A 22,328-nucleotide genomic window follows, 5' to 3' on the forward strand; every position below is an offset into this window, starting at 1 on the left:
CGCGACAGCGGTCCGCTTCAAGGTGTTGTCCGCGCAACGAATCGGCACCCCGGTGTTTTCCCGACGCATGACGCATGACCCCAGCGTAGCGAAGCGCACGGGCGCGCCGCCGTGCGGCAGCGCTCGGTCAGTGTGGGTATGCGAACAGAATCGTCTTGCTGCCTTTGCTCCAATGGAGTCCGAAAACGAGGGAACGCGCGTGCGCATGCTGTTGCCAGGCTGGCCCAGGCAATCGCAGGCAAACCCAGGCGAAGTCCGGACGAAGCCGACCGACCAGCCTGCACGCCCAGCCCAGGACCAGACATTCGGACGGGGAGCTCGAACATGAACCAGGCAGTCACTCCGGCGGGTTTGATCGCCGCAGCCAATGAACCCGAAGTCGCGCTTGTCGTGCAGCCGGTGGTGCTCGCCGGCGGCTCGGGCACGCGGCTTTGGCCTCTGTCGCGCGAGCATTGTCCGAAACAGTTGATCGATCTGCTCGACGGCGAGTCGCTCCTTGAAGCAACTGTGCGCCGTCTCGACGGGCTGTATGCGCAAGGCGGCGAACACGCCGGCGCGTCGGTGCGCAAGGCCGCGCCGCTCGTCGTCAGCAGCGAGGAACTGCGCCATATGACCGCCGACCGGCTCGGCCGTCTTGGCCAGTCTTCGCGCATCGTGTTCGAGCCGGTCGCGCGCAATACCGCACCGGCGCTCACCGTGGCCGCGCTCGCGGCGCAGGCTGCGCATTCGGCGGATGCCGCGCAGACCGACAGCGACCCGATCCTCATCGCCATGCCCGCCGATCATCTGATCGCCGATCGTGCTGCATTCGCCGCCGCGCTCGAAGACGCCGTGCGCTATGCGTCGCGCGGCGCCATCGTCACGCTGGGCGTGCCGCCGCAGCGAGCGGAAACCGGTTACGGCTATATCGGCGCAGGTGCGACGCTCGGAGCCAGCGGCGCGCGCACGATCGAACGCTTCGTCGAAAAGCCGAATGCCGAAGTCGCCGCGCGCTATGTCGCTTCGGGCGATTACTGGTGGAACAGCGGCATTTTCGTCGTGCGCGCCTCGGTGTGGCTCGCGGCCATCGCGCTGTGCCGGCCCGCCATCGCCATGTACTGCGCGCAGGCGTTCGAACTCGCGCGCGTCGATGCGGATGGCGCCGTGCATCTCGACGCCGCGTCGCTCGCAGCCTGCCCGTCGGATTCGATCGACTACGCCGTGATGGAATCGATCGGCGCCGAAGCGCGTCTTGCCGGCGTGGTCGTGCCGCTGGTCGCGGGCTGGTCGGATGTGGGCGCGTGGGACGCCGTCTGGCAGGTCTCGGACAAGGACGCGAGCGGCAACGTCGCGCGCGGCCGCGTGCTGTTCGAGGACTCGACCGAAAGCTTCGCGCATTCGGACGGGCGCCTCGTGGCGTGCGTGGGCGTGCACAACGTCGTGGTGGTGGAAACGGCCGACGCGGTGCTGGTTGCCGCCAAGGATCGCGTGCAGGACGTCAAGGCGATCGTCGGCAAGCTCAAGGCGCAGCGCGGCGAGGAAGCGCAACACCATCGGCGTGTCGAACGTCCGTGGGGTTGCTACGACTCGGTCGATCGCGGCGAGCGCTTTCAGGTCAAGCGCATCGTGGTGAAGCCAGGCGGCGTGCTGTCGCTGCAGATGCATCACCATCGCGCCGAACACTGGATCGTCGTGCGCGGCACCGCGCGCGTCACGCGTGGCGAAGACGTGTTCCTGCTCTCGGAAAACGAATCGACCTTCATTCCGCTGGGCGTGAAGCATCGGCTCGAAAATCCGGGCAAGACGCCGCTCGAAATCATCGAAGTGCAATCGGGCGGGTATCTGGGCGAAGACGACATCGTGCGCTTCGACGATCAGTACGGACGCGTCCCGCAAAACGCAGATTCGACGACGCCGCGTTGACAGGACCGGTCAGCGAGGCGTCGCTGCATATGCACATGATTGCATATGCACATAAAAGAACGATCAGGATTGCGATGGAAGCACTGCGGAAACACCGCGGAAACATGGCTAATAAGCGTTTGCTTCATACAAAGCGCTTACGAAAAGACAACGAATAACTTCATAAGACGAAATTCGGGAAACCGAAGGGCCGAGAGACGAAGAACTTGTACAGGCTGGGCATTTGTCACGCGAAATTTGCGTCAGGAGATATCCTGGCTTACGTTTTATGCAATTAGCATGGCAACGTACGGATGAGTTCGACGAAGCACGAGGGCCCACGCAGTAACCGGCAAACAGGGCGATTAACGCCATCGGGGGGAGGGGTCATGGAACTGGGGAACAACAAGGAACGCTCACTCGTGAGCAAGGTCATGGATGGCCTGATTTCGGGCATCGTCGAAGAGCGTTATGGCGCGATCCTGCCTCCGCAGGACGTGTTGTCGAAGGAGTTCGACGTGAGCCGCACGGTCATGCGCGAAGCGCTGTCCATGCTGCTCGCGCGCCATATGCTGGACGTGCGGCCCAAGATCGGCACACGCATCAGGCCGATGCGCGACTGGCGCATGATCGACGAAGACGTCGTCAGCTGGCGCTTTCGCGCGAAGCCGGACAAAACCTTTCTGCGCGACGTGATCGAATTTCGCACGCTGATCGAACCGGCGGCCTGTGCGCTGGCGGCGGAACGCGCGGGCGCGGCGGATATCGCCGGCATCCGCGATGCGTTCGATGCGCTGCGCCAGACGAGTCCGGGCGACACCGGCTGCCAGGCGGCCGACGCGCTGCTGCACACGCGGATTCTCGCGGCGAGCGGCAATCAGTTCTATCAGCAGATGGCGGCGATCATTCGCGGCGCGCTCACGATCGTCAATCCGATCCTGAGCCAGCGTGCGGATGGCTGGAGCAACGTGGTCGACGCGCATGGCCGGATCGTCGAGGCGATCGAGCGGCGCTCGCCGACCGATGCCCAGGCGGCCGCCGCGGCGATGATCGCCTACACCGCCGACGAACTGAACCGCGCGTTCGCACCGGAAACGACCGAGTAAAGCGGCGCTTCGTCAGGCGCGAACGTCTGCCAACGTTGCGCGCGGCGCACGCACGCGCCGGAGCCGCTCGCCACGCGCGCCTTTGACCGCGCGCGTGTTACGTTTGTATCGACGTTTGCCATCGTGCGCGCCAGCCAGTATCGTGCCTCTCTTGCGTTCAAGGAGAGGCGGGAGACATGGTCGATATCGACGCCAGTAAAACGATTCGTTGGGGCATCGTGGGCGCGGGCCGCATCGCGCGGCGTTTCGCGCAAGGTGTGGCGCACGTCGAAGGCGCGCAGGTGAGTGCGGTCTGGTCGCGCCGCCCGGCGCCCGCCGAGGCGCTGGCGCAGGAATTCAACGCGAGCGCCTGTGCGAGCTTCGAAGCGCTGCTCGCCAGCGGCATCGACGCCGTCTATATCGCGACGATGCAGGACAGCCACGCGCACTACGCGTGCGCGGCGCTGCAGGCGGGTTTGCCGGTGCTCTGCGAGAAACCCGCGACCGTCAACGCCGCGCAACTCGAAAGCGTGCTGCAGGCCGCGCGCGACGCGAAACGCCTCTTCATGGAGGCGATGAAACCGCCGTTCTATCCGCTCTATCGCGCCTTGCGCGCACATCTGCAAGCCGATCCCATCGGCCCGGTCGGGCTCGTGCGCGCGGGCTGTTCGGTGGCGAACGTGCCGGCCGATCACCCGTCGTTTTCGTTCGCGCATGCAGGCGGGGCGCTGCTCGATATCGGCGTCTACGAGATGTTTCTGGCGGTGGACTGGCTAGGCGCGCCGCGCGAGGTGCAGACCTTCGGGCGGCTGGGCGCAACCGGCGTCGACACGTTTGCAAGCCTCAATTGCCAGCATGAGCACGGCATCGCGCAACTGTTCTGCGGGCTGGATCTGCATGGCTTTGGCGATGCGCTGCTGGCGGGGCCGCTCGGCAACGTGACGATCCACGCGAACTGGTGGAATCCGGCGCGCGCGACCATTCGTTACGTCGATGGCCGCACGGTGGAACTGGACGAGCCGTTCGAAGGCGGCGGCCTCAACTACGAGACCGCGCACTTCTGCGAACTGCTGCGCGCGGGCGCGCTGGAAAGCCCGGTGATGCCGCACGATACGTCGCGGCGCACGATCGCGATGGCCGATGCCGCGCGCTCGGCGCTCGGCTTGCGTTTCGACTGCGAGTGAATCGGAGGCAGGCGCGGCGGATGTCAACACCGCCGCGCCGATTCAACACTCAATGACGCGCGGGCAGCGCGAGACGCTTTTCATACCAGTGCTGGACCCATTCGAGGATCTGGCACAGCACCCAGTAGATCGCCGCCGCCGCAAGATAAAGCGGCAAGGGCTGATAGGTCGACGCGATGATTTCCTGCGCGCTGCGCAGCAGCTCCGTCACCGTGATGACCGAGACCAGCGACGTGTCCTTGATCAGGCTGATGAGGCTGTTCGACAGGCTCGGCACGGCAATGCGCAGCGCCTGCGGCGCGATCACGTAGCGCAGCGTCTGGCGTCGCGAGAGCCCGAGACTGTAAGCCGCAAGCCACTGGCCGCGATGAATGCCGAGAATCGCGCCGCGCATGCTTTCGGACAGATACGCCGCGACGTTGGCCGACAGCGCGATCACGCCGGCAGGCGTCGGATCGAGCGAGATGCCGACGCTCGGCAGGCCGTAATAGATCACGAAGATCTGCACCAGCAGCGGCGTGCCGCGCATGAGGCTCACGTAGACGCGCGCGATGAACACGAACACGCGGTTCGAGCTGATGCCCATGAGGGCGAGCACCGCGCCGCCGATGAGCCCGAAGATCATCGACAGGACAGCGAACTTGACCGTAAGCACCGCGCCCTGCGCGAGCACCGGCAGCGACTGGATGATGAGCGTGGAGATGGGCATGAGGAACGCGGGAATAAAGGCTTGGCGCCTGGCCTGGAAAAACCGCGGGGCGCGCATTCTGCTTGACTGCTGATGGCAGAATGCGCGCCCCGCGCCTGTCATGTCACGCGGCCGCCCAGGCGAGCGCGCGGCGTGAACATGCGCATTACTTCGTGACCGGCTTCGTCACGTCGATACCGAACCACTTGTCCGAGATCTTCGTGAAGGTGCCGTCGGCTTCGAGCTGGGCCATCGCATCGCCGATCGCCTTGGCGAACTTCGGATTGCCCTTCTTGAACGGAATGCCCGACGGATTGCCGTCGCCGACCAGCGCGCCTGCGCGCAGCGGCAGCTGCGAGTTCTTCATCAGGTAGGCGAGCATCAGGCGGTCGTTGAGCGCCGCGTCCAGACGGCCGGCGGCCAGATCGCGCAGATATTCGGGCGCGCCCGGGTAGGTCTTCACGTCGATACCCGGCACGGCCTTGGCCATATCCATGTAGTTGGTGCCGAGCGCCACGCCGAGCTTCTTGCCCTTGAGGTCGTCGAGCGACTTGAACTGGCGCGTGTCGTCCTTGCGCTCGATGAGCTGCGCGGCCGAGTACGTGTAAGCCGGCGAGAAGTCGAGCACGGCCTTGCGCTGATCGGTGATGCCCACCTGGTTGGCGATCACGTCGAACTTGCCAGCCTGCAGACCCGCGATGATGCCGCTCCATTCGGTCGTGACGAATTCCGGCTTCACGCCGAGCTTCGCGGCGACGGCCTTGGCGATATCGACATCGAAGCCGACCAGATCGCCGTTGGGCGCCTTCGAGTTGAACGGCGGGAAGGTGCCTTCGAGACCGATGCGCAGCGTGCCGCGCGCCTTGACCTGGTCGAGCAGGTCTTCAGCGTGGGCGCTTGCCGCCACGAACGACGTGCCCACCAGCGCGAGCGCGAAGAGCTTCTTGAGCAAGGCGAATTTCATTGTTGTCCTCTTGTTTTGCTGCGATGTTGCTGCTGTTTTGCGGCATGGCGTCGTGCGGCGCGAACCGTGCGAAGTTCGATGCGCCGCACATGGCCTGAAACTATAGCCTCAGGCGCGGCCCGAGGCCAGCGCCCGCGCGCACTCGGCGACCAGCGCCGGACCGCGGTAGATGAAGCCGGTATAGACCTGCACGAGCGCCGCGCCCGCGGCGATCTTCGCGCGCGCGTCTTCGCCCGAGAAAATCCCGCCCACGCCGATGATCGGCACCTGATCGCCCAGTTCGGCGCGCAGCTTGCGGATCACTTCGTTCGACGCGTCGAATACCGGACGGCCCGACAGACCGCCGGTTTCATTCGCGTTCGGCAGACCTTCGACGGCCGCGCGCGAGAGCGTCGTATTGGTGGCGATCACGCCTTCGATCTTGTGGCGCAGCAGCGTATCGGCGATTTCCTTGACCTGTTCGTCGTCGAGGTCCGGCGCGATCTTGAGCGCGAGCGGCACGAGCTTGCCGTGCATATCGGCTAGACGCTGCTGCTTGTCCTTGAGCGCGGCGAGCAGGGCGTCGAGTTCGCCGCCGCCTTGCAGCTGGCGCAGATTCTTGGTGTTCGGCGACGAAATATTGATCGTCACGTAGCTGGCGAACGGATAGACGCGCTCGAGGCAGAAGAGATAGTCGTCGGCGGCGCGCTCGATCGGCGTATCGGCGTTCTTGCCGATGTTCAGGCCGAGAATGCCGCGATAACGCGCGGCCTGCACGTTCTTCACGAACTGCTCGACGCCGTGGTTATTGAAACCCATCCGGTTGATGATGCCGCCCGCCTGCGGCAGACGGAAAATGCGCGGACGCGGATTGCCCGGCTGCGGACGCGGCGTGACCGTGCCCACCTCGATAAAACCGAAGCCCAGCGCGGCAAATCCGTCGATGGCGGCGCCTTCCTTGTCGAGGCCTGCGGCGAGGCCAACCGGATTGCGGAAGGTCAGGCCCATGACGGTGCGCGGCGAATCGGGCACGCGCGAAGCGAGCAGCCCGGCCATTCCGGTGCGGCCCGCCGCGCCGATCATGCGCAGGGAAAGGTGGTGGGCGTCTTCGGCGTCCATGCGAAAGAGCTGGTCGCGGACGAACGGATAAAGGGTGCTGAACACGGGAGGTAGGCGCGGGCGCCGAAAAATGAGAACCCGCTATTTTAGCGACAAAGGCGAGGCGGCTGGCGCGCGGGCTGGAATCCGTCGCACACGACGTCGCGTGCGCAGGCGACGCGCCGGGCGTCCGACGACCCTGAACGGGCGCTCAGGCGAGCGGATCGAGTGCGCGCCAGACGCCGTCGAACAGGCCTTCGAGCGGCTGAAAACGCGCCTTGTAGGCCATTTTCGGGCTTTCGCGAATCCAGTAGCCCAGATACACATAAGGCAGTTGCAGGCTGCGCGCCTGTTCGATCTGCCAGAGGATGTTGTAGGTGCCGTAGCTCGCGTGCGGCGTATCGGGCTCGAAGAAGGTGTAGACCGAGGACAGCCCGTCGCCGAGGATGTCGATCATGCTGACCATGCGCAGAATGCCCGGCGCGTCAGGATGCTGCGGATCGGGCTCGCGAAACTCCACGAGACGCGAGTTGATCCGGCTTTGCAGCAGAAACTGTTCGTACTGGTCGCGGCTGTCGCGATCCATGCCGCCGCCCGCGTGGCGCGCCGACTGATAGCGCATGTAGAGCGCGTAATGCGCTTCGTCGTAATGCAGCGGCGCGACCGTGGCGACCAGTTCGCCGTGATGTTTCCAGGTGCGGCGCTGCGTGCGATTGGGCGTGTAGTGATCGACCGGCACGCGCACCGGCACGCAGGCGCGACAACCATCGCAATAGGGGCGATAAGTGAACACGCCCGAGCGGCGAAAGCCGGCCTTGACGAGATCGGTATAGACGTCGGAATTGATCAGGTGGCTGGGAGTGGCCACCTGCGAGCGCGCGATGCGCCCCTCCAGATAACTGCAGGGGTAGGGCGCCGTTGCATAGAATTGCAGCGCGGAAAGCGGTGAAAGCGGCAGCTCGTTTGGATGAGTCACGTTGGCAGCTCTCGAAGCAGATCGGAACGTCGCGCGTCTCGGATCAACGCCTGGACTGGCGCAAAAAGCGACGTGTTACGACTGCATACTAACATCGACGCCAGTTTCGCATCTATCGAATTACGCGGCGTGGCGCACGTGTGGGCGCGATTAGCGGAGATTTCGGCGTGCTGAATGCGGCCGTTCGGAGCGATATCGGGATGAACGCGCGGGCGCAGTTTCAGACCGTCGGCAGGGCGGGATTTGCTGCGTGCCCGTGACCCTGCCCGAGCCAGTCGGCCAGCACGGTCTTGTCGAATGGCCAGCCGATCGCGGGCGCGACCACATTCGCCCGCACATGCGCGATAAACGCCTTGCGCGTGATTTCGCGCCCGCCCAGCGACGCCAGATGCGCGGTGTTCTGCTGACAGTCGATCATGGCGACGCCGTTGCGGCGCAGATGCGCGACCAGCGCGGAAAGCGCGATCTTCGAAGCATCCGTCACCGAGGCGAACATCGATTCGCCGAAGAACATCGTGCCGAGCGATACGCCATACAGGCCACCCACGCGCTGGCCTTCGAACCAGGTTTCGATGCTGTGCGCGTCGCCGATGCGGTGCAGGCTGGAATAGGCGTCGATCACATCCGCGGTGATCCAGGTGCCGCGCTGGCCGCGGCGCGGCGCATTGGCGCAGGCGCGCATGACGCTGGCGAAGTCGTGATCGACGCGAATTTCCCATGCCGGGTCGCGCAGCACGCGCTTGAAGGTTTTCTTCAGCGACGGCGAGACCTTGAATTCGTCGGGGCGCAGGACCATACGCGGGTCGGGGCTCCACCAGAGCACCGGCTGGCCGTCCGAATACCACGGAAAAATACCGTGCCGATAAGCGTCGATCAGGCGCGAAGGCAGCAGATCGGCGCTGGCGGCGAGCAGGCCCGGCGCGCCGCTCGACGCGCCCAGAGCGCGTTCGACCGGCGGAAACGGGTCGTCGGGCGAGAGCCAGGGCACCATCGCCGGAGTGGCTCAGCCGTCGCGCAGCGGGCGCAGGACGTCGCCGGTGTGCAGGCCGTAGCTGCCGGACTGACGATCGGCGAAGAAAAAGCGCAGGGTCTGGCCGACCGTGGGAAACGCAATCTCGTCCCACGGAATTTCATGCTCCTCGAACAGGCGCACTTCCAGGCTTTCTTCGCCGGCTTCGATATCGAGATCGAGCAGACGCGCGAGATAGAAGAGATGAACCTGATGCACGCGCGGCACGTTCAGCAGCGAGAACAGGCTTTGCACCTCCACGCGCGCGCCGGCTTCTTCCAGCGTTTCGCGCGAGGCGGCTTCCGAGGTGGTTTCGCCCATTTCCATGAAACCCGCGGGCAGCGTCCAGTAGCCGTAGCGCGGCTCGATCGCGCGGCGGCACAGCAGCACCTTGTCTTCCCAGACCGGCACCGTACCGACCACGTTACGCGGATTCTGATAGTGAATGGTGCCGCAGTGCGCGCAGACGTAGCGTTCGCGGTTGTCACCGGGCGGCACGAGCAGGCTGACCGCCTGACCGCAAGTCGAGCAGAATTTCATGGGCACGATAGGGGGATGGGTGTTGCGAGTGTATCACCGCGGCGCGTCATGACGGGAGCTTGACCCGGAGCGCCTGCATAAGCGGATCGGCATGAAGGCCGAGTGCCGCTATCGACGTTGCGTCGATCTTTTTTGACGGCGGAAAACAAAAAAGGGTTACACGCCGATGCGTTGTAACCCTTGATTGCTTCTGACAGAACAGCTTTGGTTGCGGGGGTAGGATTTGAACCTACGACCTTCGGGTTATGAGCCCGACGAGCTGCCAGACTGCTCCACCCCGCGTCCGTCAGAGAAAAGAATTATAGGGTAGATCCTGGGATCGTGCAACAGCTATTTGACGAAAGTTTTTCGGACGGCTTGCAGAAGGATGATCGGAAGCTATCGGCGAGCTTGTCGGTGGCTGCGTCAGGCGCTGACAGAAGTGACAGAAGAGCGGCGGAAGGAGGACAGAAGTGCGACAAACGCCAGGCTAGAATCGGGGCCGAAGTGTTTTCCACCCTCGCATTCCCAAGACTGACGGTAGATATGGATATCGCCCACGACCTGCAAACCATCGCCGCACAAGAGCACGCCCTCGTTTTCCCCCGTTTCGATGCCGATCGCGCCTGGCAACTCGGCGCTTTCCTGCGCGAGCTGGCCGTGGCGCGTTCGCACGCGGTTGCCATCGACGTGCGTACGTTCGGCCTGCCGCTGTTCTTCTGCGCGCTGCCCGGCGCCTCGCCCGACAACGTTTCGTGGGTGCAGCGCAAGTCGCGCGTGGTCGAGCACTTTCGCCGCAGTTCCTATGCGGTCGGTCTGCGTCTGCAGCAGTCCGGCACGACGCTCGCCGATAAACACGGCCTGCCGGCCACGGATTACGCCACGCACGGCGGCGCGTTTCCGCTGATCGTCGAGAGCGTCGGCGTGATTGGTTCGGTGACGGTGTCGGGCCTGCCGCAGCGCCTCGATCACGAACTCGTCGTCGAGGCGCTGTGCGCGCATCTGGGCGCCGACTACAGCCAGCTCGCGCTAGCCAAGGCCTGACGCGATGCGCTCCTCACCCTGGCTCATCCTCGCCATTGCGATCGTCGCCGAAGTGATCGCCACTTCCGCGCTGCGGGCTTCGAATGGCTTTTCGCGGCTCGTGCCGTCGGCGATCGTCATCGCCGGTTATGGTGTGTCGTTCTATTGCCTCTCGCTCACGCTCAAGACGCTGCCGGTGGGGATCGTCTATGCGGTGTGGTCGGGCGTGGGCATCGTGCTGATCACGCTCGTCGCGATCGTGCTCTACAAGCAGATTCCCGATCTGCCCGCGATGCTCGGCCTCGGGCTGATCGTGGCCGGCGTGCTGGTGCTCAATCTGTTTTCGAAGATGCAGGCGCACTGAAGCTCGTCGAGCACCGCCGGGCGCTGCGCTCAACGGCCGGGCGGCACGATGCGGATGCCGCAATCCGCGACGGCTTCGCGGCTGCGCTCGCCTTCGAGCGTGGCCGCGTCTTCCCAGAGACTGATCGCGCGCGACACGTCGATGTCGTGCTCCTGGGCGTAGCGGAACCAGCGATTCGCGGCCTGCGGCTCGGGAATTTCGCGCTCGGCTTCGTAGTATCGGCTGGACATGAGGGCGTCCATTGCGAGTCGTCGTGCTTGCAGAAGTGAAAGGGGCGGGCGGTGCGTCGAACGTCTTTCGGGCCGCATTCGCAGTGTGGCAGATTCGCCCTGCATGCCGATGCAAAATGCACAACTTCAGGTCAGGCACGCAGCGCTGCGCGTAACATGGAGCGCGGCCCGACCGACCGCGGCTTGACCGCGGCCCAACCGTGACCCGGCGCGACGATACGCGACAAGACGCGACGATTCGCGCGTTTTCCTCAGCTGATTTTCCCCGCGGGGCTGGATATGGATATCCGTTTTCCTTCCGAAGCGCCGTCCTGGCACGACTCCAATCTGACCGTGGTGTTTCCCGCGCTGGTCGATGGCGCGCGCGTGCCGTGCGCGATTTCCGTCGAAGCGCTCGAGGACCATTTCGGCGCGATACCCGAAGGCCGCGAGGCGTGGATGCAGGCCTTCGATGCGGGCCGCCCGCGTATCGAAGCGGTCGCGCGCGCGCATCTCGAACTGAGCAACGGCACGCCGGTGCTGCTCAAAAGCGGCCATTTCCCGCCTGGCCATCTTTTGTCCTGATTTTCCCGCTGATTTTCGGCTTTCATCGACGTTCATCGACCCTAAGCGACCGCGTTCCGTGAGCACCACCGAACCGAAAGACACGCGTGCCGCCGCGCTGCGCGCGCGCATCCTCGACGCCGCGCGCCGTATCGTGCTGCGCGAAGGCATCGACGCGCTCTCGATGCGCAAGATCGCCAGCGCGATCGGCTATTCGCCGGCGTCGCTTTATCTGCATTTCGAAGGCCGCGACGCCATCGCCCGCGCGCTGGGTCATGAAGGTTTTACGCAATTGCTTGCGAGCCTGCAGCCTTGCACGGAAATCGCCGAGCCGCGCGTGCGGCTTCACGCGCTCGCGCATGCGTATGTGACGTTCGGCTTTGCGCATCCCGATACGTATCGCATGATGTTTTTTCTGCCAGGCGAGCCGGTGATCGCTCGGGTGCAGGAAGAGGGCGCGCCGGACAACCTGCCATCTCACGCCGATGTCGCCGCGATCGAGGCGCTATTCGTCGATGCACTCGCGCCCGTTTGCGCCGATCCCGCGTGGCTTTCCCGCGCGCTGTGGGCGTTGCTGCATGGCTTCGTGGCGTTTTCGTTTCCCGGCCCCGCGAGCGTTCCGGAGTCGGCGAGTCTGCCAGCGATCGACGCTGCACTCGACGCCTGGCTTGCCGGTTGCATCCGCCCGCGCGCACCGCAAAACACGCCTGCCGATACGACGTGATAGCCTCGCGATGAACATCGAATCACGCCGGGAATTGTGCTGAGAACCACGCTGAAAATCACGCCGATTCACGCGTATGGGATTCGCATCTTTTCATCGCGCTTTCATCACGTCGATCGATTGCCATGTCACAAGAAGCCAACGACTCTTCATCTTCCGCCGATGCCGCGCAGCACGTGCTTGCGCATGTGGCGAACCGCATCGGCTTTATCGAACTCGCCCGGCCGCAGGCGCTCAATGCGCTGTCGACCGCCATGGTGCGCGCGATGCAGACCGCGCTCGACGCCTGGCGCGACGATCCCGAAGTGCTCGCCGTGATCGTGCACACGCAGCTTGCGCGCGCGTTCTGCGCGGGCGGCGATATCCGCTTTCTTTACGAGTCGTATCGCGCCGGGGAGCAGGCCGCGATCGATACTTTCTTTATCGACGAATATCGGCTCAATCACACGATATTTAGTTATCCGAAGCCTTATATCGCGTTGCTGAACGGTGTGGTGATGGGCGGCGGCATGGGTATTTCGCAGGGCGCGCATCGCACGGGCGGGCTGCGTGTGGTCGACAGCAGCACGCGCATGGCGATGCCGGAAACGCGCATCGGTCTCTTTCCCGATGTCGGCATGGGCTGGTTTCTCGCGCGCACGCCCGGCGCGCTCGGGCGTTATCTGGCGGTGACGGGCGACACTATCGACGCCGATAGCGCGCTTTACACCGGTCTCGCCGATGTCTTGATCGACGCCGGTGCGCGGCCCGCCTTGCTCGATGCGCTGCAGACCGAGCCGTTCATGTCGGGCGAGGATGTGGTCAAGCGGATTCGCCATGCGGCCGAATCTGATGCGGCTGCGCGCGGTACCGCGGTAGAGAACGGTTGCGCGCTGGCGGCCTCGCGCAGCTGGATCGACCGGCATTTTTCGCGGCCTTCGGTGCCCGATATTCTGGCGTCGCTCGAATCCGCGCAGCGCGAAGCGGGCGGTCCGCAAAGCGAATGGGCCGAGCAGACCGTGGGCGTCTTGCGCGAGCGCTCGCCATTGTCGATGGCGGTATCGCTGGAAGTGGTTTCGCGCGCCGAAGGATCGATGGCCGATGTGCTGCGCCGCGATCTCGATCTGACGCGTTCGAGCTTTACGCAAGGCGATGTGGTGGAAGGGATTCGTGCGCGCCTGATCGACAAGGACAATCATCCGCACTGGCGCTTCGCGCGTATCGAGGAGGTGCCGCAAGCCGACGTGGAAGCGATGTTCAAAAGCCCGTGGAGTGTGACGGAGCATCCGTTGCGGACGCTGCCGGGCTGACATCGAAGGTGATGGAGAAGCGTGGAAGAGAAGCGGGATAGCGCGCGGCGCAGGACGCACCGCGCGTGGTGCAGCCGGTCAGTCTTCGTCGGTTTCGCTCATGAATGCGCGCATGAACACCAGCGCGCCCCAGCCCCACACGGCATTCGAGGCGAAACCCATCGCCAGGCGCGGCAGCATATTGCCGCTCGGCCAGATGCCGCGCAGCGGATCGATCACGAAAACCATCGCCGCCGTGAGTACGATGCCGCCGAACACGAACGCCTGCACCCACGGCGCTGGCCGCGACGGCGAAATGCGCAGCAGCCAGGTCATCGGGATGGCCCACAGGGCGCTCCAGATGGCGTTGACCAGAAACTCGGGCAGACCGAGCGGCGCGAACGGATCGGTGGAGAAACCGGCGACGTCGATCACCTGTGCGGCGTGCAGTAGCGCAAGCGTCGCTTCGCGAAAGAATAGCGAGGCCAGAAAGCCGGATACGAACGGCAAAATGATTTTTTGCATGAGAGCGGGCGAGAGTTGCGCGGCGCGGCGCGCGTGTGCCCATGAAGAGGCGGCGAGCGGCTGGCCGGATGTTGTGTCGGTATGCGCGCCATTATATCGGCGCGCTGCGTCCGCGATGCACCCCCGTATGCTAAAGCGTCGCGTAAAGCACGAAAGTGGAAAACCTAAGCTAAAAAAAATCGTTCAAAAGGCTTAGGGCGATCCCTAGACTGGTTCCCCATGCAAGCGGTGTCGTGCTTTGCCTACCGCGTCAGTCACCGATCCCGTCAACGATTTTTCCGGCCGCTCTGGTTCGCCAGGCGTTCGCGGATCGACTCGTCCTGACGCTTTGCGAGTGCGCCGCGCCGCTTATGCCGTTTTCAGCTTTCATTTTTACGTTTTGAACAAAAGCAGGAGTCACGCATGAATGTGTTCTGGTTCATCCCGACCCACGGCGACAGCCGCTACCTGGGCACCACCGAAGGCGCACGCGCCGCTGATCTCGCGTACTTCCAGCAGGTGGCCGTGGCGGCCGACACGCTCGGTTACGAAGGCGTCCTGCTGCCGACGGGCCGTTCGTGCGAGGACGCATGGGTCGTGGCGTCGAGCCTAATTGCCGCCACGAAGCGACTGAAGTTTCTGGTCGCGATCCGTCCGGGTCTGTCGTCGCCGGGTCTCGCCGCGCGCATGGCCGCCACCTTCGATCGCCTGTCGAACGGCCGCCTGCTGATCAATGTGGTGACGGGTGGCGATACCGCCGAACTCGAAGGCGATGGCGTATTCGTCGATCACGACACGCGCTACGAAATCACCGACGAATTCCTGCATATCTGGCGCCAGCTGCTGGAAGCCTCGCATACCAACGAGGCCATCGATTTCGATGGCAAGCATCTGCAGTCGAAGGGCGGCAAGGCGCTGTATCCGCCGGTGCAGCATCCGCATCCGCCGCTGTGGTTCGGCGGTTCGTCGCCGGCGGCGCACGAGATTGCCGGCGAGCATATCGATACGTATCTGACGTGGGGCGAGCCGCCCGCAGCGGTCGCGAAGAAGATCGCCGATATCCGCGCGCGCGCCGAACAGCGTGGCCGCAAGATCCGCTTCGGCATCCGTCTGCATGTGATCGTGCGCGAGACCGAGGAAGAAGCGTGGGCCGCCGCCGATCGCCTGATCAGCCGTCTCGACGACGACACCATCGCGCGCGCCCAGGCCGCGTTCAACAAGATGGATTCGGAAGGCCAGCGCCGCATGGCTGCGCTGCACGGCGGCAAGCGCGGTTCGCGCAAGGATCTGGAGGTCTATCCGAATCTGTGGGCGGGCGTGGGCCTCGTGCGCGGCGGGGCGGGCACGGCGCTGGTGGGCAATCCGCAGCAGGTCGCGGCGCTCATGCAGGAATACGCGTCGCTGGGTATCGAGACCTTCATTCTCTCGGGTTATCCGCATCTTGAGGAATCCTACCGTTTCGCCGAGCTGGTGTTCCCGCTGCTGCCGGGCCGCCAGGCGAAGACGGCGGGCGGTCCGCTGTCGGGGCCGTTTGGCGAAGTGGTCGGCAATCACTATCTGCCGAAAGCGAGCCAGAGCTGATACGCAATCACGCGGGCGGTGTGCATGGCACATCGCCCGTATGCAGCAAGTTTGCAAGAAGAGGACCAACCGATGACTCAATCCACTGTCGCTGCCGGCGGCGCAGGCGTGCGTTACGCGTCGCGCGGCGCACGGCCGTTTGCCGCGCTCGCGCGTGCGGCATTCAAGCGCCTCGCGCCGTGGCTCGTGCCGCTCGCGATCCTCGCCGCGTGGGAACTGGCGGCGCGTAGCGGCGCGCTGTCCACGCGCGTGCTGCCCGAACCGCTCGCGGTCGTGAAGGCTGCGTGGTCGCTGATCCAGTCGGGCGAGATGTGGCAGGACGTGCGCGTGAGCACGTGGCGCGCGATCTCGGGCTTTGCGATCGGCGGCGGTATCGGTCTTGCGCTCGGTCTCGCCACGGGTCTATTCAAGCCGGTCGAAACCGCGCTCGATTCCACCATCCAGATGATCCGCAATATTCCGGCGCTCGCGATGATTCCGCTCGTGATCCTCTGGTTCGGTATCGAAGAAGAAGCGAAGGTGTTTCTCGTCGCGCTGGGCGTGTTCTTCCCGGTCTACGTGAATACCTTTCATGGCATCCGGTCGGTGGACGCCAATCTGGTCGAGATGGCGCGCAGCTATGGCCTCAAAGGTTTTGCGCTCTATCGCGAAGTGGTCCTGCCCGGCGCGCTGCCGTCGATTCTCGTGGGCGTGCGTTTCGCGCTCGGCCTGATGTGGGTGACGCTGATCGTGGCGGAGACGATCTCGGCGCAATCGGGCATCGGCTATATGACGATGAACGCACGCGAATTCCTGCAGACCGACGTGGTGGTGGTCGGCATCCTGCTCTATGCCGCGCTCGGCAAACTCGCCGACGTGCTCGCCAAATGGCTCGAGCGCGTGGCGCTGCGCTGGCACCCCGCGTATCAACAAGGAAGCGACGCATGAACGCAAGCACATTGGCAGCGGCTTTTGGCGGCGTGGCGGGCCGCGAGCGCGAAGCTGACCATTCGCGCGGCGACAACGTGGCGAACGTCGACCGGAACGTGAACCTGCGCGGCGAAGCGCGTGCGCAGGATCCTGCGATCGAATTGCGCGGTGTCGGCAAGCATTATGGCGAGCGCGTGGTGCTCGACGATTTCAATCTCTCGATCGAGCGCGGCAGTTTCGTGGCGATCGTCGGGCGTAGCGGTTGCGGCAAGTCCACGCTGCTGCGTCTGGTGGCGGGGCTCGAGCAGCCCGATGCGGGCGAACTCACGCGACGCGGCGAAGCGGGCGCGGCGCTCGACACCCGCATCATGTTTCAGGACGCGCGCCTGCTGCCGTGGAAGACGGTGCTGCAGAACGTGATGCTGGGCCTCGGCCGCGGTGCGCGTGACGACGCGCGCGCCGTGCTCGACGAAGTGGGACTGCTCGCGCGCGCCGACGAATGGCCGGCGCGGCTCTCGGGCGGCCAGCGTCAGCGCGTGGCGCTGGCGCGTGCGCTGGTGCATCGTCCGAGCCTGCTGCTGCTCGACGAACCGCTGGGCGCGCTCGACGCGCTCACGCGCATCGAAATGCACGCGCTGATCGAGCGTCTGTGGCGCGAGCATCGCTTCACGGCCTTGCTGGTGACGCATGACGTGCACGAAGCCGTCGCGCTGGGCGATCGCATTTTGCTGGTGGAGGAGGGCCGCATTGCGCTCGACCAGACCGTGCCGCTCGAGCGTCCGCGTGCGCGCGCCGATGCGCGTTTCGCGGCGCTGGAAGAACGTGTGCTGCAACGCGTGCTGGGCAGCGCGACGCCGCCGCCCGCGCACGTGCCGCATCCGCACAACGCCTATGGCCTGCGTCCCACCGACGTGCGCTGGGCACTTTGAATCCCGCGTATCGCCAGCTTTTCGCCACATCCGCTGGGCAAACCTGCTTTTCAAACATTGAAACCTGAAAACTTTGGAGCCGAATCAATGAGCATTTCCGCCATCAACGTGCGTAACCAGTTTCGCGGCAAGATCAAGGAGATCATCCGTGGGTCCGTCGTCTCGGAAGTCGATGTCGATACGCCGTTCGGCGTGGTGACCTCGGTGATCACCACGCGTTCGGTCGACGAACTCGACCTGAAGGTCGGCTCGGAAGTCGTCGCGCTGGTGAAATCGACGGAGGTGTCGATCGCGCGCCTGTGAGCGTGCAGATCAGCCCGTGAACGCGTGCGTCCCTCGCTGGCGGCCGGCGCCAAAGTGCTACGATGAACCGGCATGCGGTCAAGCCACCACGGAGGGACGATCATGGAGCCGAAAGGCCTCGACATGGGCGACTACGAGGAGCGCTACAAGGACTACGACATCGAAGTCGCGGTCGAGCAGGTGCTCACGGGTGTGAAAGCGCATTTTCGCGTCACGCGCGCGGGTGTCGTGCTCAAGGATTGGGAACTGGTCCACATCGACCGTCTCTGGTCGACCGAACACGCGGCCGCCGAAGCCGGTTTCGCGGCTGCGCGCGCATGGATCGAGCAGGGCGCCGTGCCCTGATTGCGGATAAAAAAATGCCGCACTCTGGGGGGAGCGCGGCTCAGGGGAAGACGGGGCCAGCCGATGTTGGAGAGATGACCCCGTGCCTTCGATCAGGTTCAAAGGTAACAAATCGGACTATCGCTGTATACACGGTGATATTTCGATTTCTTACTTCCGATGGATGCTTCGTTGTTTGCTTCGAACGAGCGCGTGCCTTGAACGGCGCCTAAGATGGAGGCATTCCGACTGGAGCCGCCATGTGCACTAACTATGCCGCCGCGCGACGCGACCGTCTTTTCCGGCACTTTGGCATCGAACCGCCCGATTCGCCCTGGCGCGACGAAATCTATAAAGACTATGCGGCGCCGATCATCCGGCATGTCGATGGCGCGCTACGCGCCGATCTCGCGACCTTCGGCATGGTGCCGCGCAAACATATTCCACCCGGCGTGCGTGTATTCGACACGATGAATGCGCGTGCCGAGACGGTCGGCGAGAAGCGCAGTTTCAGCGGCGCGTGGAAGCGTCAGCAACTGTGTCTCGTGCCTTGCGAGGCATTTTACGAGCCGTGTTATGAAACCGGCAAAGCGGTGCGCTGGAGGATTGGGTTGAGGTCTGGCGAGCCGCTGGCGATCGCGGGGTTGTGGCGCGAGTGGGCAGAGCCCGACGGACCCGCGTTCTCATTCACCATGCTCACGGTCAGTGCGGCGGAGCATGCGCTGATGTCGCGCTTTCACAAACCCGGTGACGAGAAGCGGTCGGTGGTGATCGTGCCGCCTGCGCAATACGATGACTGGCTCGCGTGCCGGCTGGCAGACGAGGCACGTACATTTCTCACGCTGTTCCCCGTGTCACTGATGGACGCCGCGCCTGCGCCGGCCGCCCCTCGCACGCCAAAACAGATTGCCTGCGCGACGGATGAGCCCGACGACAATGCCAGTACGTCGAGCTAGCGTACGCGCTTGCTGACTTCGTTGTGTCCGCGACGGTTTTGTCTATCGATGCCGAACGCATTGTGACGGCAGGATGTCGAGCGTCGATTTAAAGAGGAGTCCGGTACACCTGCGATCCAGAGTAGGTCGTGATCGTCTATAAAGAAATACGGGTTTGAAAGGATGGGAATTAAAGTTGATTTAAAGTGGAATTAAAGGGGTATTGAACCGTTTTTCGCTGAAAGACTTTTAAGCCGGACTGTTAATGTTGCGGCTGGGAAAGTTGCGGTGCGCGAGGCAGGAATCTGTTTGCGATGATCGACATCGCCCTGCGGCCGCCGATCGTGAGGAACATGAAATGAAGACAAAGCAACCTTCGCAAGCGTTGGCCGGTTTGCAGCATCTTCCGCTAACGATGAACCGGCGCGGGTTCATTTGTTTGAGCGCCTGTGCGATTGCATCGGCGCTGGCTGCGTGTGGCGGTGGAGGGGGCTCGGGGTCGGCGGCCGTCGATGCATCGACGACACTTCCAGCGGGCGTCGCGATGACGCTGACCGTGGGGCAGGCTTTGCCGGATACCGTGACGCTCGATGCGGGCTTTAACGGTCTGAGTATCGAGAAAGGCCATTTGCACACTTCGCCCGACGTCTATTTCGGCGCGGGCAACGCAAATCTGGTTGGATTGCTTAATGCTTTGGGCGCAGGTGTGCTGCGCATCGGCGGCAACAGTACCGATCGTATTACCTGGACACCAACGGGCGCAGGTCAGATCAAGGCGCAGGTCTCGCGTTCGGACATCGATAATTTTGCGAGCTTCGTCAAACTGTGTCCGAACTGGAAAGTGATCTACGGGATCAATTTTGCTGGCGCGCGAAGCTCGACGAGTTCGCCCACGCTGGCAGCCGACGAGGCGGCGTATGTCGCGCAAAAACTCGGTAGCCAGTTATTGGCGTTCGAGATCGGCAACGAGCCGGACCTTTATGGCAACACCAATACGCCGGGGCTCAGCGGCATCACGTACGATATTTTCCTGAACGGTGGCACGGTCTCGCAGGGCGCGATATCGGGCTGGAACCAGTTCGAGCAGGCCGTTGCGGGCGCGGTGAGCGGCGCGGTATTTGTTGGCCCGGCGGCATCGAGCGATCAGGCTGGCTGGACGCAGTCGTTCGTTGCGAGCGAGGGCAGCAAGATTGCGTTGTTGAGCGAGCATTACTACATCAGCAACTACAACACCGCAGCGCCTTCGATTGCGGGCATGCTCAACTATCCCGATTCGAATCTCATCGCAGAACTGCAGAGCTTGCAGGCCACTGCAAAAAGATCCGGCATCCCGTTTCGTATCGATGAAGCCAATTCGTACTTCAGCAGTACGCAGCCGGCCGGCGTGAGCAATGTATTTGCCAGCGCGTTGTGGGCGATCGACTTCATTTTCACCCATGCGCAGTATGGTGCGAGCGGGCTGAATTTCCATAACAACGGCACGATTACGAGTTACACCGTCATTGGCGATGCGTCTGGCGCCGTGACGGCGGTTCAGCCGCTGTTCTACGCGCTCCTGTTTTTCTCGCAGATTTTCGCGGGCAATACGAAAACGACTGGCCAGCTTTTGAGTGCGACGCTCTCGGAGAGCGATGTGGCGGTCAGTGCGTTTGCGGTATCGACGAGCGACGGCGCTACGTATGTCGTCGTCAACAATAAGGATACGGGCAATGCGGCAAACGTGACGATTGCGCTGAATGTATCGGCGTCGAAGGCTACGGTGACGACACTGGCTTCGTCGGGTAGTAGCGCAGCGGCTCAACTCTCGAATCCGGGCATCTACAACAGCGGTACGGCGATTACGTTTGGTGGCGAAGCGGTGGCGCTCAACGGCGCATGGACGGGGACGCCGCAGCAGACGCTCAACGTGACGGGGAAGAGCGTGGCGGTGCATGTCGCGCCAGCGAGTGCGGCGTTGATCCGCATTCAGTGATGTGGAGAGCCGTGGCGCAGCGGTGGGCGCCATGTTTTCGTTGAGCCCTGTCAAGTCCTGGAATAGGTTGACAGTATTCGGCCGCTAAAACGCCCGATGCACTGCGTCGGGCGTTTTGTATTTGAGGGCTGAATGGGGACGCTCCTGGTTGTAGATGCGTACCGACTGCTCAACCATCTTTGCCGCCTGCTTGAGGTCTGCGGGACGGTGCAGCAGGAACTCACCTTTCAGGATGCCGTTGATCCGCTCGGCCAGCGCGTTCTGATAGCAGTCGTAGCCGTCCGTCATCGAGCAGCGCAGGCCGTGGCGTCGATGGATGTCCTGGTAATACGTCGAGCAGTACTGAATCCCGCGATCGGAGTGATGAATCAAGGGCTGACGGGTTCGGCGCGGACGTAACGCGTTCTTCAGCGCCTGACTGACCTGTTCGGTCTGCAAACTGTCGTGGACATGATGGCCCACGATCTTGCGCGAGAACGCATCGGTGATCAGGCTCAGGTACACGAATGGGCCCGCAGTCGGCAGATAGGTGATGTCGGCAACCCAAACCTGCTCGGGAGCCGTCGGCACGATCTGCTCCGGCCCGGCTTTCAGTAAATTCGGGTGGCGCCGGAAGCGGTGATGGCTATGGGTGGTCTTGTGATACGCCCGGTGCGGCACGACCAGCAGGCGTGCTGCGCGCAGCACGTCGAACAGCCGGTCGCGCCCCAGCTTGAGGCCGCGCTCGAGCAGCACTGGCCCCAGCATATGATGCAGCTTGCGTGTGCCCAGCCTTGGCTGGCGCAGTCGCACCTCCCGTACCAGCGCCGTCACGGTTGCGGCCTGCGCGCAGCGGCGCGCCTCGCTCTGGCAACGCTTGTAATACGCCTGGCGGCTGATACCCATGTATCGGCAGGCCCGCTCCACGCTCAGCTTTTCGATCCGCCTTTGCGCGACGACCTGCCCGAAGGCTTTTTTACAGTGATTCCGTAGTCCTTGTGCATCACGTCAATCACCGCTTCGAACAGCGCCGCTTTCTCCTGCGCTTCGCGCAACTGCGTTTCCAATTCCTTGATGCGCTGCTCCGGCGTGAGCGGCTTTGCGGCTGGCTTTGGCATGATAGAACCCGATCGCGCACGGCCGGATGGGGCGGCCCAGTCCTGCAAGCCGTGCTTGCGTAACCATACCAGCACGGTCGAGCGTCCCTGAATGCCGTAGCGTCGCTGCGCCTCCTTGTACGTCAGCTCGCCTTTTTCGACCTGCTCCACCACCGACAGCTTAAAAGCCAGGCTGTAGTCTCGCTGCGTCCGCTTGGTTCCTTGTTCCAATTGACACCTCTTCGTCTCGGCGAAAAAGT

24 protein-coding genes and 1 tRNA gene are annotated in these 22,328 nt (G+C 63.7%); 15 read left to right on the forward strand and 10 right to left on the reverse strand.

Annotated elements, in window-relative coordinates:
• Positions 1–324: 324 nt before the first annotated feature.
• The 3 genes from G3N59_RS17430 (at position 325) to G3N59_RS17440 (ending at position 4,150) form a co-directional block, all read left to right on the forward strand.
• Entirely contained in the window at positions 325–1,902 is a 1,578-nt protein-coding gene (locus G3N59_RS17430; protein ID WP_205983875.1) for a mannose-1-phosphate guanylyltransferase/mannose-6-phosphate isomerase, read from the forward strand.
• A 368-nt stretch (positions 1,903–2,270) separates the two neighbouring features.
• Entirely contained in the window at positions 2,271–2,987 is a 717-nt protein-coding gene (locus tag G3N59_RS17435; RefSeq protein ID WP_205983876.1) for an FCD domain-containing protein, read from the forward strand.
• 176 nt (positions 2,988–3,163) lie between these two features.
• On the forward strand, positions 3,164–4,150 hold the full coding sequence (locus G3N59_RS17440; protein ID WP_205983877.1) for a Gfo/Idh/MocA family oxidoreductase: 987 nt from the start codon (positions 3,164–3,166) through the stop codon (positions 4,148–4,150).
• Between the two features lie 49 nt (positions 4,151–4,199).
• Here the strand turns inward: G3N59_RS17440 and G3N59_RS17445 are convergent, their stop codons facing one another.
• The 7 genes from G3N59_RS17445 to G3N59_RS17475 all read right to left on the reverse strand — a co-directional run bounded on the left by G3N59_RS17445 (position 4,200) and on the right by G3N59_RS17475 (position 9,686).
• Complete coding sequence (locus G3N59_RS17445; RefSeq protein ID WP_205983878.1) at positions 4,200–4,859, reverse strand: amino acid ABC transporter permease; 660 nt, start codon at positions 4,857–4,859, stop codon at positions 4,200–4,202.
• A gap of 145 nt (positions 4,860–5,004) precedes the next feature.
• Positions 5,005–5,802 (reverse strand): transporter substrate-binding domain-containing protein, encoded by a 798-nt coding sequence (locus tag G3N59_RS17450; protein ID WP_205983879.1) that lies wholly within the window; start codon positions 5,800–5,802, stop codon positions 5,005–5,007.
• A gap of 108 nt (positions 5,803–5,910) precedes the next feature.
• The gene (locus G3N59_RS17455; RefSeq protein WP_205983880.1) at positions 5,911–6,945 is read right to left on the reverse strand and encodes a quinone-dependent dihydroorotate dehydrogenase; all 1,035 of its coding nucleotides are present in this window, start codon (positions 6,943–6,945) and stop codon (positions 5,911–5,913) included.
• A gap of 145 nt (positions 6,946–7,090) precedes the next feature.
• Entirely contained in the window at positions 7,091–7,855 is a 765-nt protein-coding gene (locus G3N59_RS17460; RefSeq protein ID WP_205983881.1) for an arginyltransferase, read from the reverse strand.
• 220 nt (positions 7,856–8,075) lie between these two features.
• The gene (aat, locus tag G3N59_RS17465) at positions 8,076–8,846 is read right to left on the reverse strand and encodes a leucyl/phenylalanyl-tRNA--protein transferase (protein ID WP_205983882.1); all 771 of its coding nucleotides are present in this window, start codon (positions 8,844–8,846) and stop codon (positions 8,076–8,078) included.
• Between the two features lie 12 nt (positions 8,847–8,858).
• Positions 8,859–9,404 carry an NUDIX hydrolase gene (locus tag G3N59_RS17470; protein WP_205983883.1) on the reverse strand — a complete coding sequence of 182 codons (546 nt, stop codon included), beginning with the start codon at positions 9,402–9,404 and terminating at the stop codon, positions 8,859–8,861.
• Positions 9,405–9,609: 205 nt separating this feature from the next.
• Positions 9,610–9,686 (reverse strand) — tRNA-Met (locus G3N59_RS17475).
• A gap of 243 nt (positions 9,687–9,929) precedes the next feature.
• Here G3N59_RS17475 and G3N59_RS17480 point away from each other — a divergent pair.
• The gene (locus G3N59_RS17480) at positions 9,930–10,427 is read left to right on the forward strand and encodes a heme-degrading domain-containing protein (protein ID WP_205983884.1); all 498 of its coding nucleotides are present in this window, start codon (positions 9,930–9,932) and stop codon (positions 10,425–10,427) included.
• Between the two features lie 4 nt (positions 10,428–10,431).
• Positions 10,432–10,770, forward strand: a complete 339-nt coding sequence (locus G3N59_RS17485) for a multidrug efflux SMR transporter (protein ID WP_205983885.1) — start codon at positions 10,432–10,434, stop codon at positions 10,768–10,770.
• Positions 10,771–10,799: 29 nt separating this feature from the next.
• Here the strand turns inward: G3N59_RS17485 and G3N59_RS17490 are convergent, their stop codons facing one another.
• Positions 10,800–11,000 (reverse strand): hypothetical protein, encoded by a 201-nt coding sequence (locus G3N59_RS17490; RefSeq protein WP_205983886.1) that lies wholly within the window; start codon positions 10,998–11,000, stop codon positions 10,800–10,802.
• 279 nt (positions 11,001–11,279) lie between these two features.
• On the opposite strand from G3N59_RS17490, the gene G3N59_RS17495 reads away from it, so the two are divergent.
• The 3 genes from G3N59_RS17495 (at position 11,280) to G3N59_RS17505 (ending at position 13,556) form a co-directional block, all read left to right on the forward strand.
• Positions 11,280–11,564 carry a DUF1488 domain-containing protein gene (locus tag G3N59_RS17495; RefSeq protein ID WP_205983887.1) on the forward strand — a complete coding sequence of 95 codons (285 nt, stop codon included), beginning with the start codon at positions 11,280–11,282 and terminating at the stop codon, positions 11,562–11,564.
• A gap of 58 nt (positions 11,565–11,622) precedes the next feature.
• Positions 11,623–12,267 (forward strand): TetR/AcrR family transcriptional regulator, encoded by a 645-nt coding sequence (locus G3N59_RS17500; protein ID WP_205983888.1) that lies wholly within the window; start codon positions 11,623–11,625, stop codon positions 12,265–12,267.
• A 125-nt stretch (positions 12,268–12,392) separates the two neighbouring features.
• Positions 12,393–13,556 (forward strand): enoyl-CoA hydratase/isomerase family protein, encoded by a 1,164-nt coding sequence (locus G3N59_RS17505; protein WP_205983889.1) that lies wholly within the window; start codon positions 12,393–12,395, stop codon positions 13,554–13,556.
• A gap of 78 nt (positions 13,557–13,634) precedes the next feature.
• Here the strand turns inward: G3N59_RS17505 and G3N59_RS17510 are convergent, their stop codons facing one another.
• Complete coding sequence (locus tag G3N59_RS17510) at positions 13,635–14,060, reverse strand: hypothetical protein (RefSeq protein ID WP_205983890.1); 426 nt, start codon at positions 14,058–14,060, stop codon at positions 13,635–13,637.
• Between the two features lie 402 nt (positions 14,061–14,462).
• Between G3N59_RS17510 and ssuD the strand changes: the two genes are divergently transcribed.
• From ssuD to G3N59_RS17545, 7 genes are all read left to right on the forward strand, one after another.
• Complete coding sequence (ssuD, locus tag G3N59_RS17515) at positions 14,463–15,620, forward strand: FMNH2-dependent alkanesulfonate monooxygenase (protein WP_205983891.1); 1,158 nt, start codon at positions 14,463–14,465, stop codon at positions 15,618–15,620.
• Between the two features lie 72 nt (positions 15,621–15,692).
• The gene (gene ssuC / locus G3N59_RS17520) at positions 15,693–16,547 is read left to right on the forward strand and encodes an aliphatic sulfonate ABC transporter permease SsuC (RefSeq protein ID WP_205983892.1); all 855 of its coding nucleotides are present in this window, start codon (positions 15,693–15,695) and stop codon (positions 16,545–16,547) included.
• Positions 16,544–17,458 (forward strand): ATP-binding cassette domain-containing protein, encoded by a 915-nt coding sequence (locus G3N59_RS17525; RefSeq protein ID WP_205983893.1) that lies wholly within the window; start codon positions 16,544–16,546, stop codon positions 17,456–17,458. Before ssuC ends, G3N59_RS17525 begins: the two co-directional genes overlap by 4 nt.
• Before the next feature lie 87 nt (positions 17,459–17,545).
• Positions 17,546–17,761 (forward strand): molybdopterin-binding protein, encoded by a 216-nt coding sequence (locus tag G3N59_RS17530; protein ID WP_205983894.1) that lies wholly within the window; start codon positions 17,546–17,548, stop codon positions 17,759–17,761.
• A 102-nt stretch (positions 17,762–17,863) separates the two neighbouring features.
• Positions 17,864–18,106 carry a hypothetical protein gene (locus G3N59_RS17535; RefSeq protein ID WP_205983895.1) on the forward strand — a complete coding sequence of 81 codons (243 nt, stop codon included), beginning with the start codon at positions 17,864–17,866 and terminating at the stop codon, positions 18,104–18,106.
• Between the two features lie 239 nt (positions 18,107–18,345).
• Positions 18,346–19,041 (forward strand): SOS response-associated peptidase family protein, encoded by a 696-nt coding sequence (locus G3N59_RS17540; protein WP_205983896.1) that lies wholly within the window; start codon positions 18,346–18,348, stop codon positions 19,039–19,041.
• Between the two features lie 337 nt (positions 19,042–19,378).
• Complete coding sequence (locus tag G3N59_RS17545) at positions 19,379–20,992, forward strand: hypothetical protein (protein WP_205983897.1); 1,614 nt, start codon at positions 19,379–19,381, stop codon at positions 20,990–20,992.
• An 84-nt stretch (positions 20,993–21,076) separates the two neighbouring features.
• Here the strand turns inward: G3N59_RS17545 and G3N59_RS17550 are convergent.
• Positions 21,077–22,299 (reverse strand): IS3 family transposase gene (locus tag G3N59_RS17550; protein ID WP_205983898.1). Its coding sequence is split into 2 segments (ribosomal slippage): positions 21,077–21,931 and positions 21,934–22,299, totalling 1,221 coding nucleotides; the frame shifts between segments, so codons are not numbered across the junction.
• Between the last annotated feature and the right edge of the window lie 29 nt (positions 22,300–22,328).

It is taken from the genome of Paraburkholderia sp. Ac-20340 (assembly GCF_017104965.1).
In the GTDB taxonomy this organism is placed as follows: domain Bacteria; phylum Pseudomonadota; class Gammaproteobacteria; order Burkholderiales; family Burkholderiaceae; genus Paraburkholderia.

What these genes read in the sequence shown, in the direction of transcription:
- G3N59_RS17445 (WP_205983878.1), bottom strand. Translation starts at nt 4,859, where the DNA reads ATGCCCATCTCCACGCTCATCATCCAGTCGCTGCCGGTGCTCGCGCAG.
- G3N59_RS17435 (WP_205983876.1), top strand. Translation starts at nt 2,271, where the DNA reads ATGGAACTGGGGAACAACAAGGAACGCTCACTCGTGAGCAAGGTCATG.
- G3N59_RS17505 (WP_205983889.1), top strand. Translation starts at nt 12,393, where the DNA reads ATGTCACAAGAAGCCAACGACTCTTCATCTTCCGCCGATGCCGCGCAG.
- G3N59_RS17530 (WP_205983894.1), top strand. Translation starts at nt 17,546, where the DNA reads ATGAGCATTTCCGCCATCAACGTGCGTAACCAGTTTCGCGGCAAGATC.
- ssuC (WP_205983892.1), top strand. Translation starts at nt 15,693, where the DNA reads ATGACTCAATCCACTGTCGCTGCCGGCGGCGCAGGCGTGCGTTACGCG.
- G3N59_RS17510 (WP_205983890.1), bottom strand. Translation starts at nt 14,060, where the DNA reads ATGCAAAAAATCATTTTGCCGTTCGTATCCGGCTTTCTGGCCTCGCTA.
- G3N59_RS17525 (WP_205983893.1), top strand. Translation starts at nt 16,544, where the DNA reads ATGAACGCAAGCACATTGGCAGCGGCTTTTGGCGGCGTGGCGGGCCGC.
- G3N59_RS17430 (WP_205983875.1), top strand. Translation starts at nt 325, where the DNA reads ATGAACCAGGCAGTCACTCCGGCGGGTTTGATCGCCGCAGCCAATGAA.
- G3N59_RS17545 (WP_205983897.1), top strand. Translation starts at nt 19,379, where the DNA reads ATGAAGACAAAGCAACCTTCGCAAGCGTTGGCCGGTTTGCAGCATCTT.
- G3N59_RS17490 (WP_205983886.1), bottom strand. Translation starts at nt 11,000, where the DNA reads ATGTCCAGCCGATACTACGAAGCCGAGCGCGAAATTCCCGAGCCGCAG.
- G3N59_RS17450 (WP_205983879.1), bottom strand. Translation starts at nt 5,802, where the DNA reads ATGAAATTCGCCTTGCTCAAGAAGCTCTTCGCGCTCGCGCTGGTGGGC.
- G3N59_RS17540 (WP_205983896.1), top strand. Translation starts at nt 18,346, where the DNA reads ATGTGCACTAACTATGCCGCCGCGCGACGCGACCGTCTTTTCCGGCAC.
- G3N59_RS17485 (WP_205983885.1), top strand. Translation starts at nt 10,432, where the DNA reads ATGCGCTCCTCACCCTGGCTCATCCTCGCCATTGCGATCGTCGCCGAA.
- G3N59_RS17470 (WP_205983883.1), bottom strand. Translation starts at nt 9,404, where the DNA reads ATGAAATTCTGCTCGACTTGCGGTCAGGCGGTCAGCCTGCTCGTGCCG.
- G3N59_RS17495 (WP_205983887.1), top strand. Translation starts at nt 11,280, where the DNA reads ATGGATATCCGTTTTCCTTCCGAAGCGCCGTCCTGGCACGACTCCAAT.
- aat (WP_205983882.1), bottom strand. Translation starts at nt 8,846, where the DNA reads ATGGTGCCCTGGCTCTCGCCCGACGACCCGTTTCCGCCGGTCGAACGC.
- G3N59_RS17480 (WP_205983884.1), top strand. Translation starts at nt 9,930, where the DNA reads ATGGATATCGCCCACGACCTGCAAACCATCGCCGCACAAGAGCACGCC.
- G3N59_RS17535 (WP_205983895.1), top strand. Translation starts at nt 17,864, where the DNA reads ATGGAGCCGAAAGGCCTCGACATGGGCGACTACGAGGAGCGCTACAAG.
- G3N59_RS17440 (WP_205983877.1), top strand. Translation starts at nt 3,164, where the DNA reads ATGGTCGATATCGACGCCAGTAAAACGATTCGTTGGGGCATCGTGGGC.
- ssuD (WP_205983891.1), top strand. Translation starts at nt 14,463, where the DNA reads ATGAATGTGTTCTGGTTCATCCCGACCCACGGCGACAGCCGCTACCTG.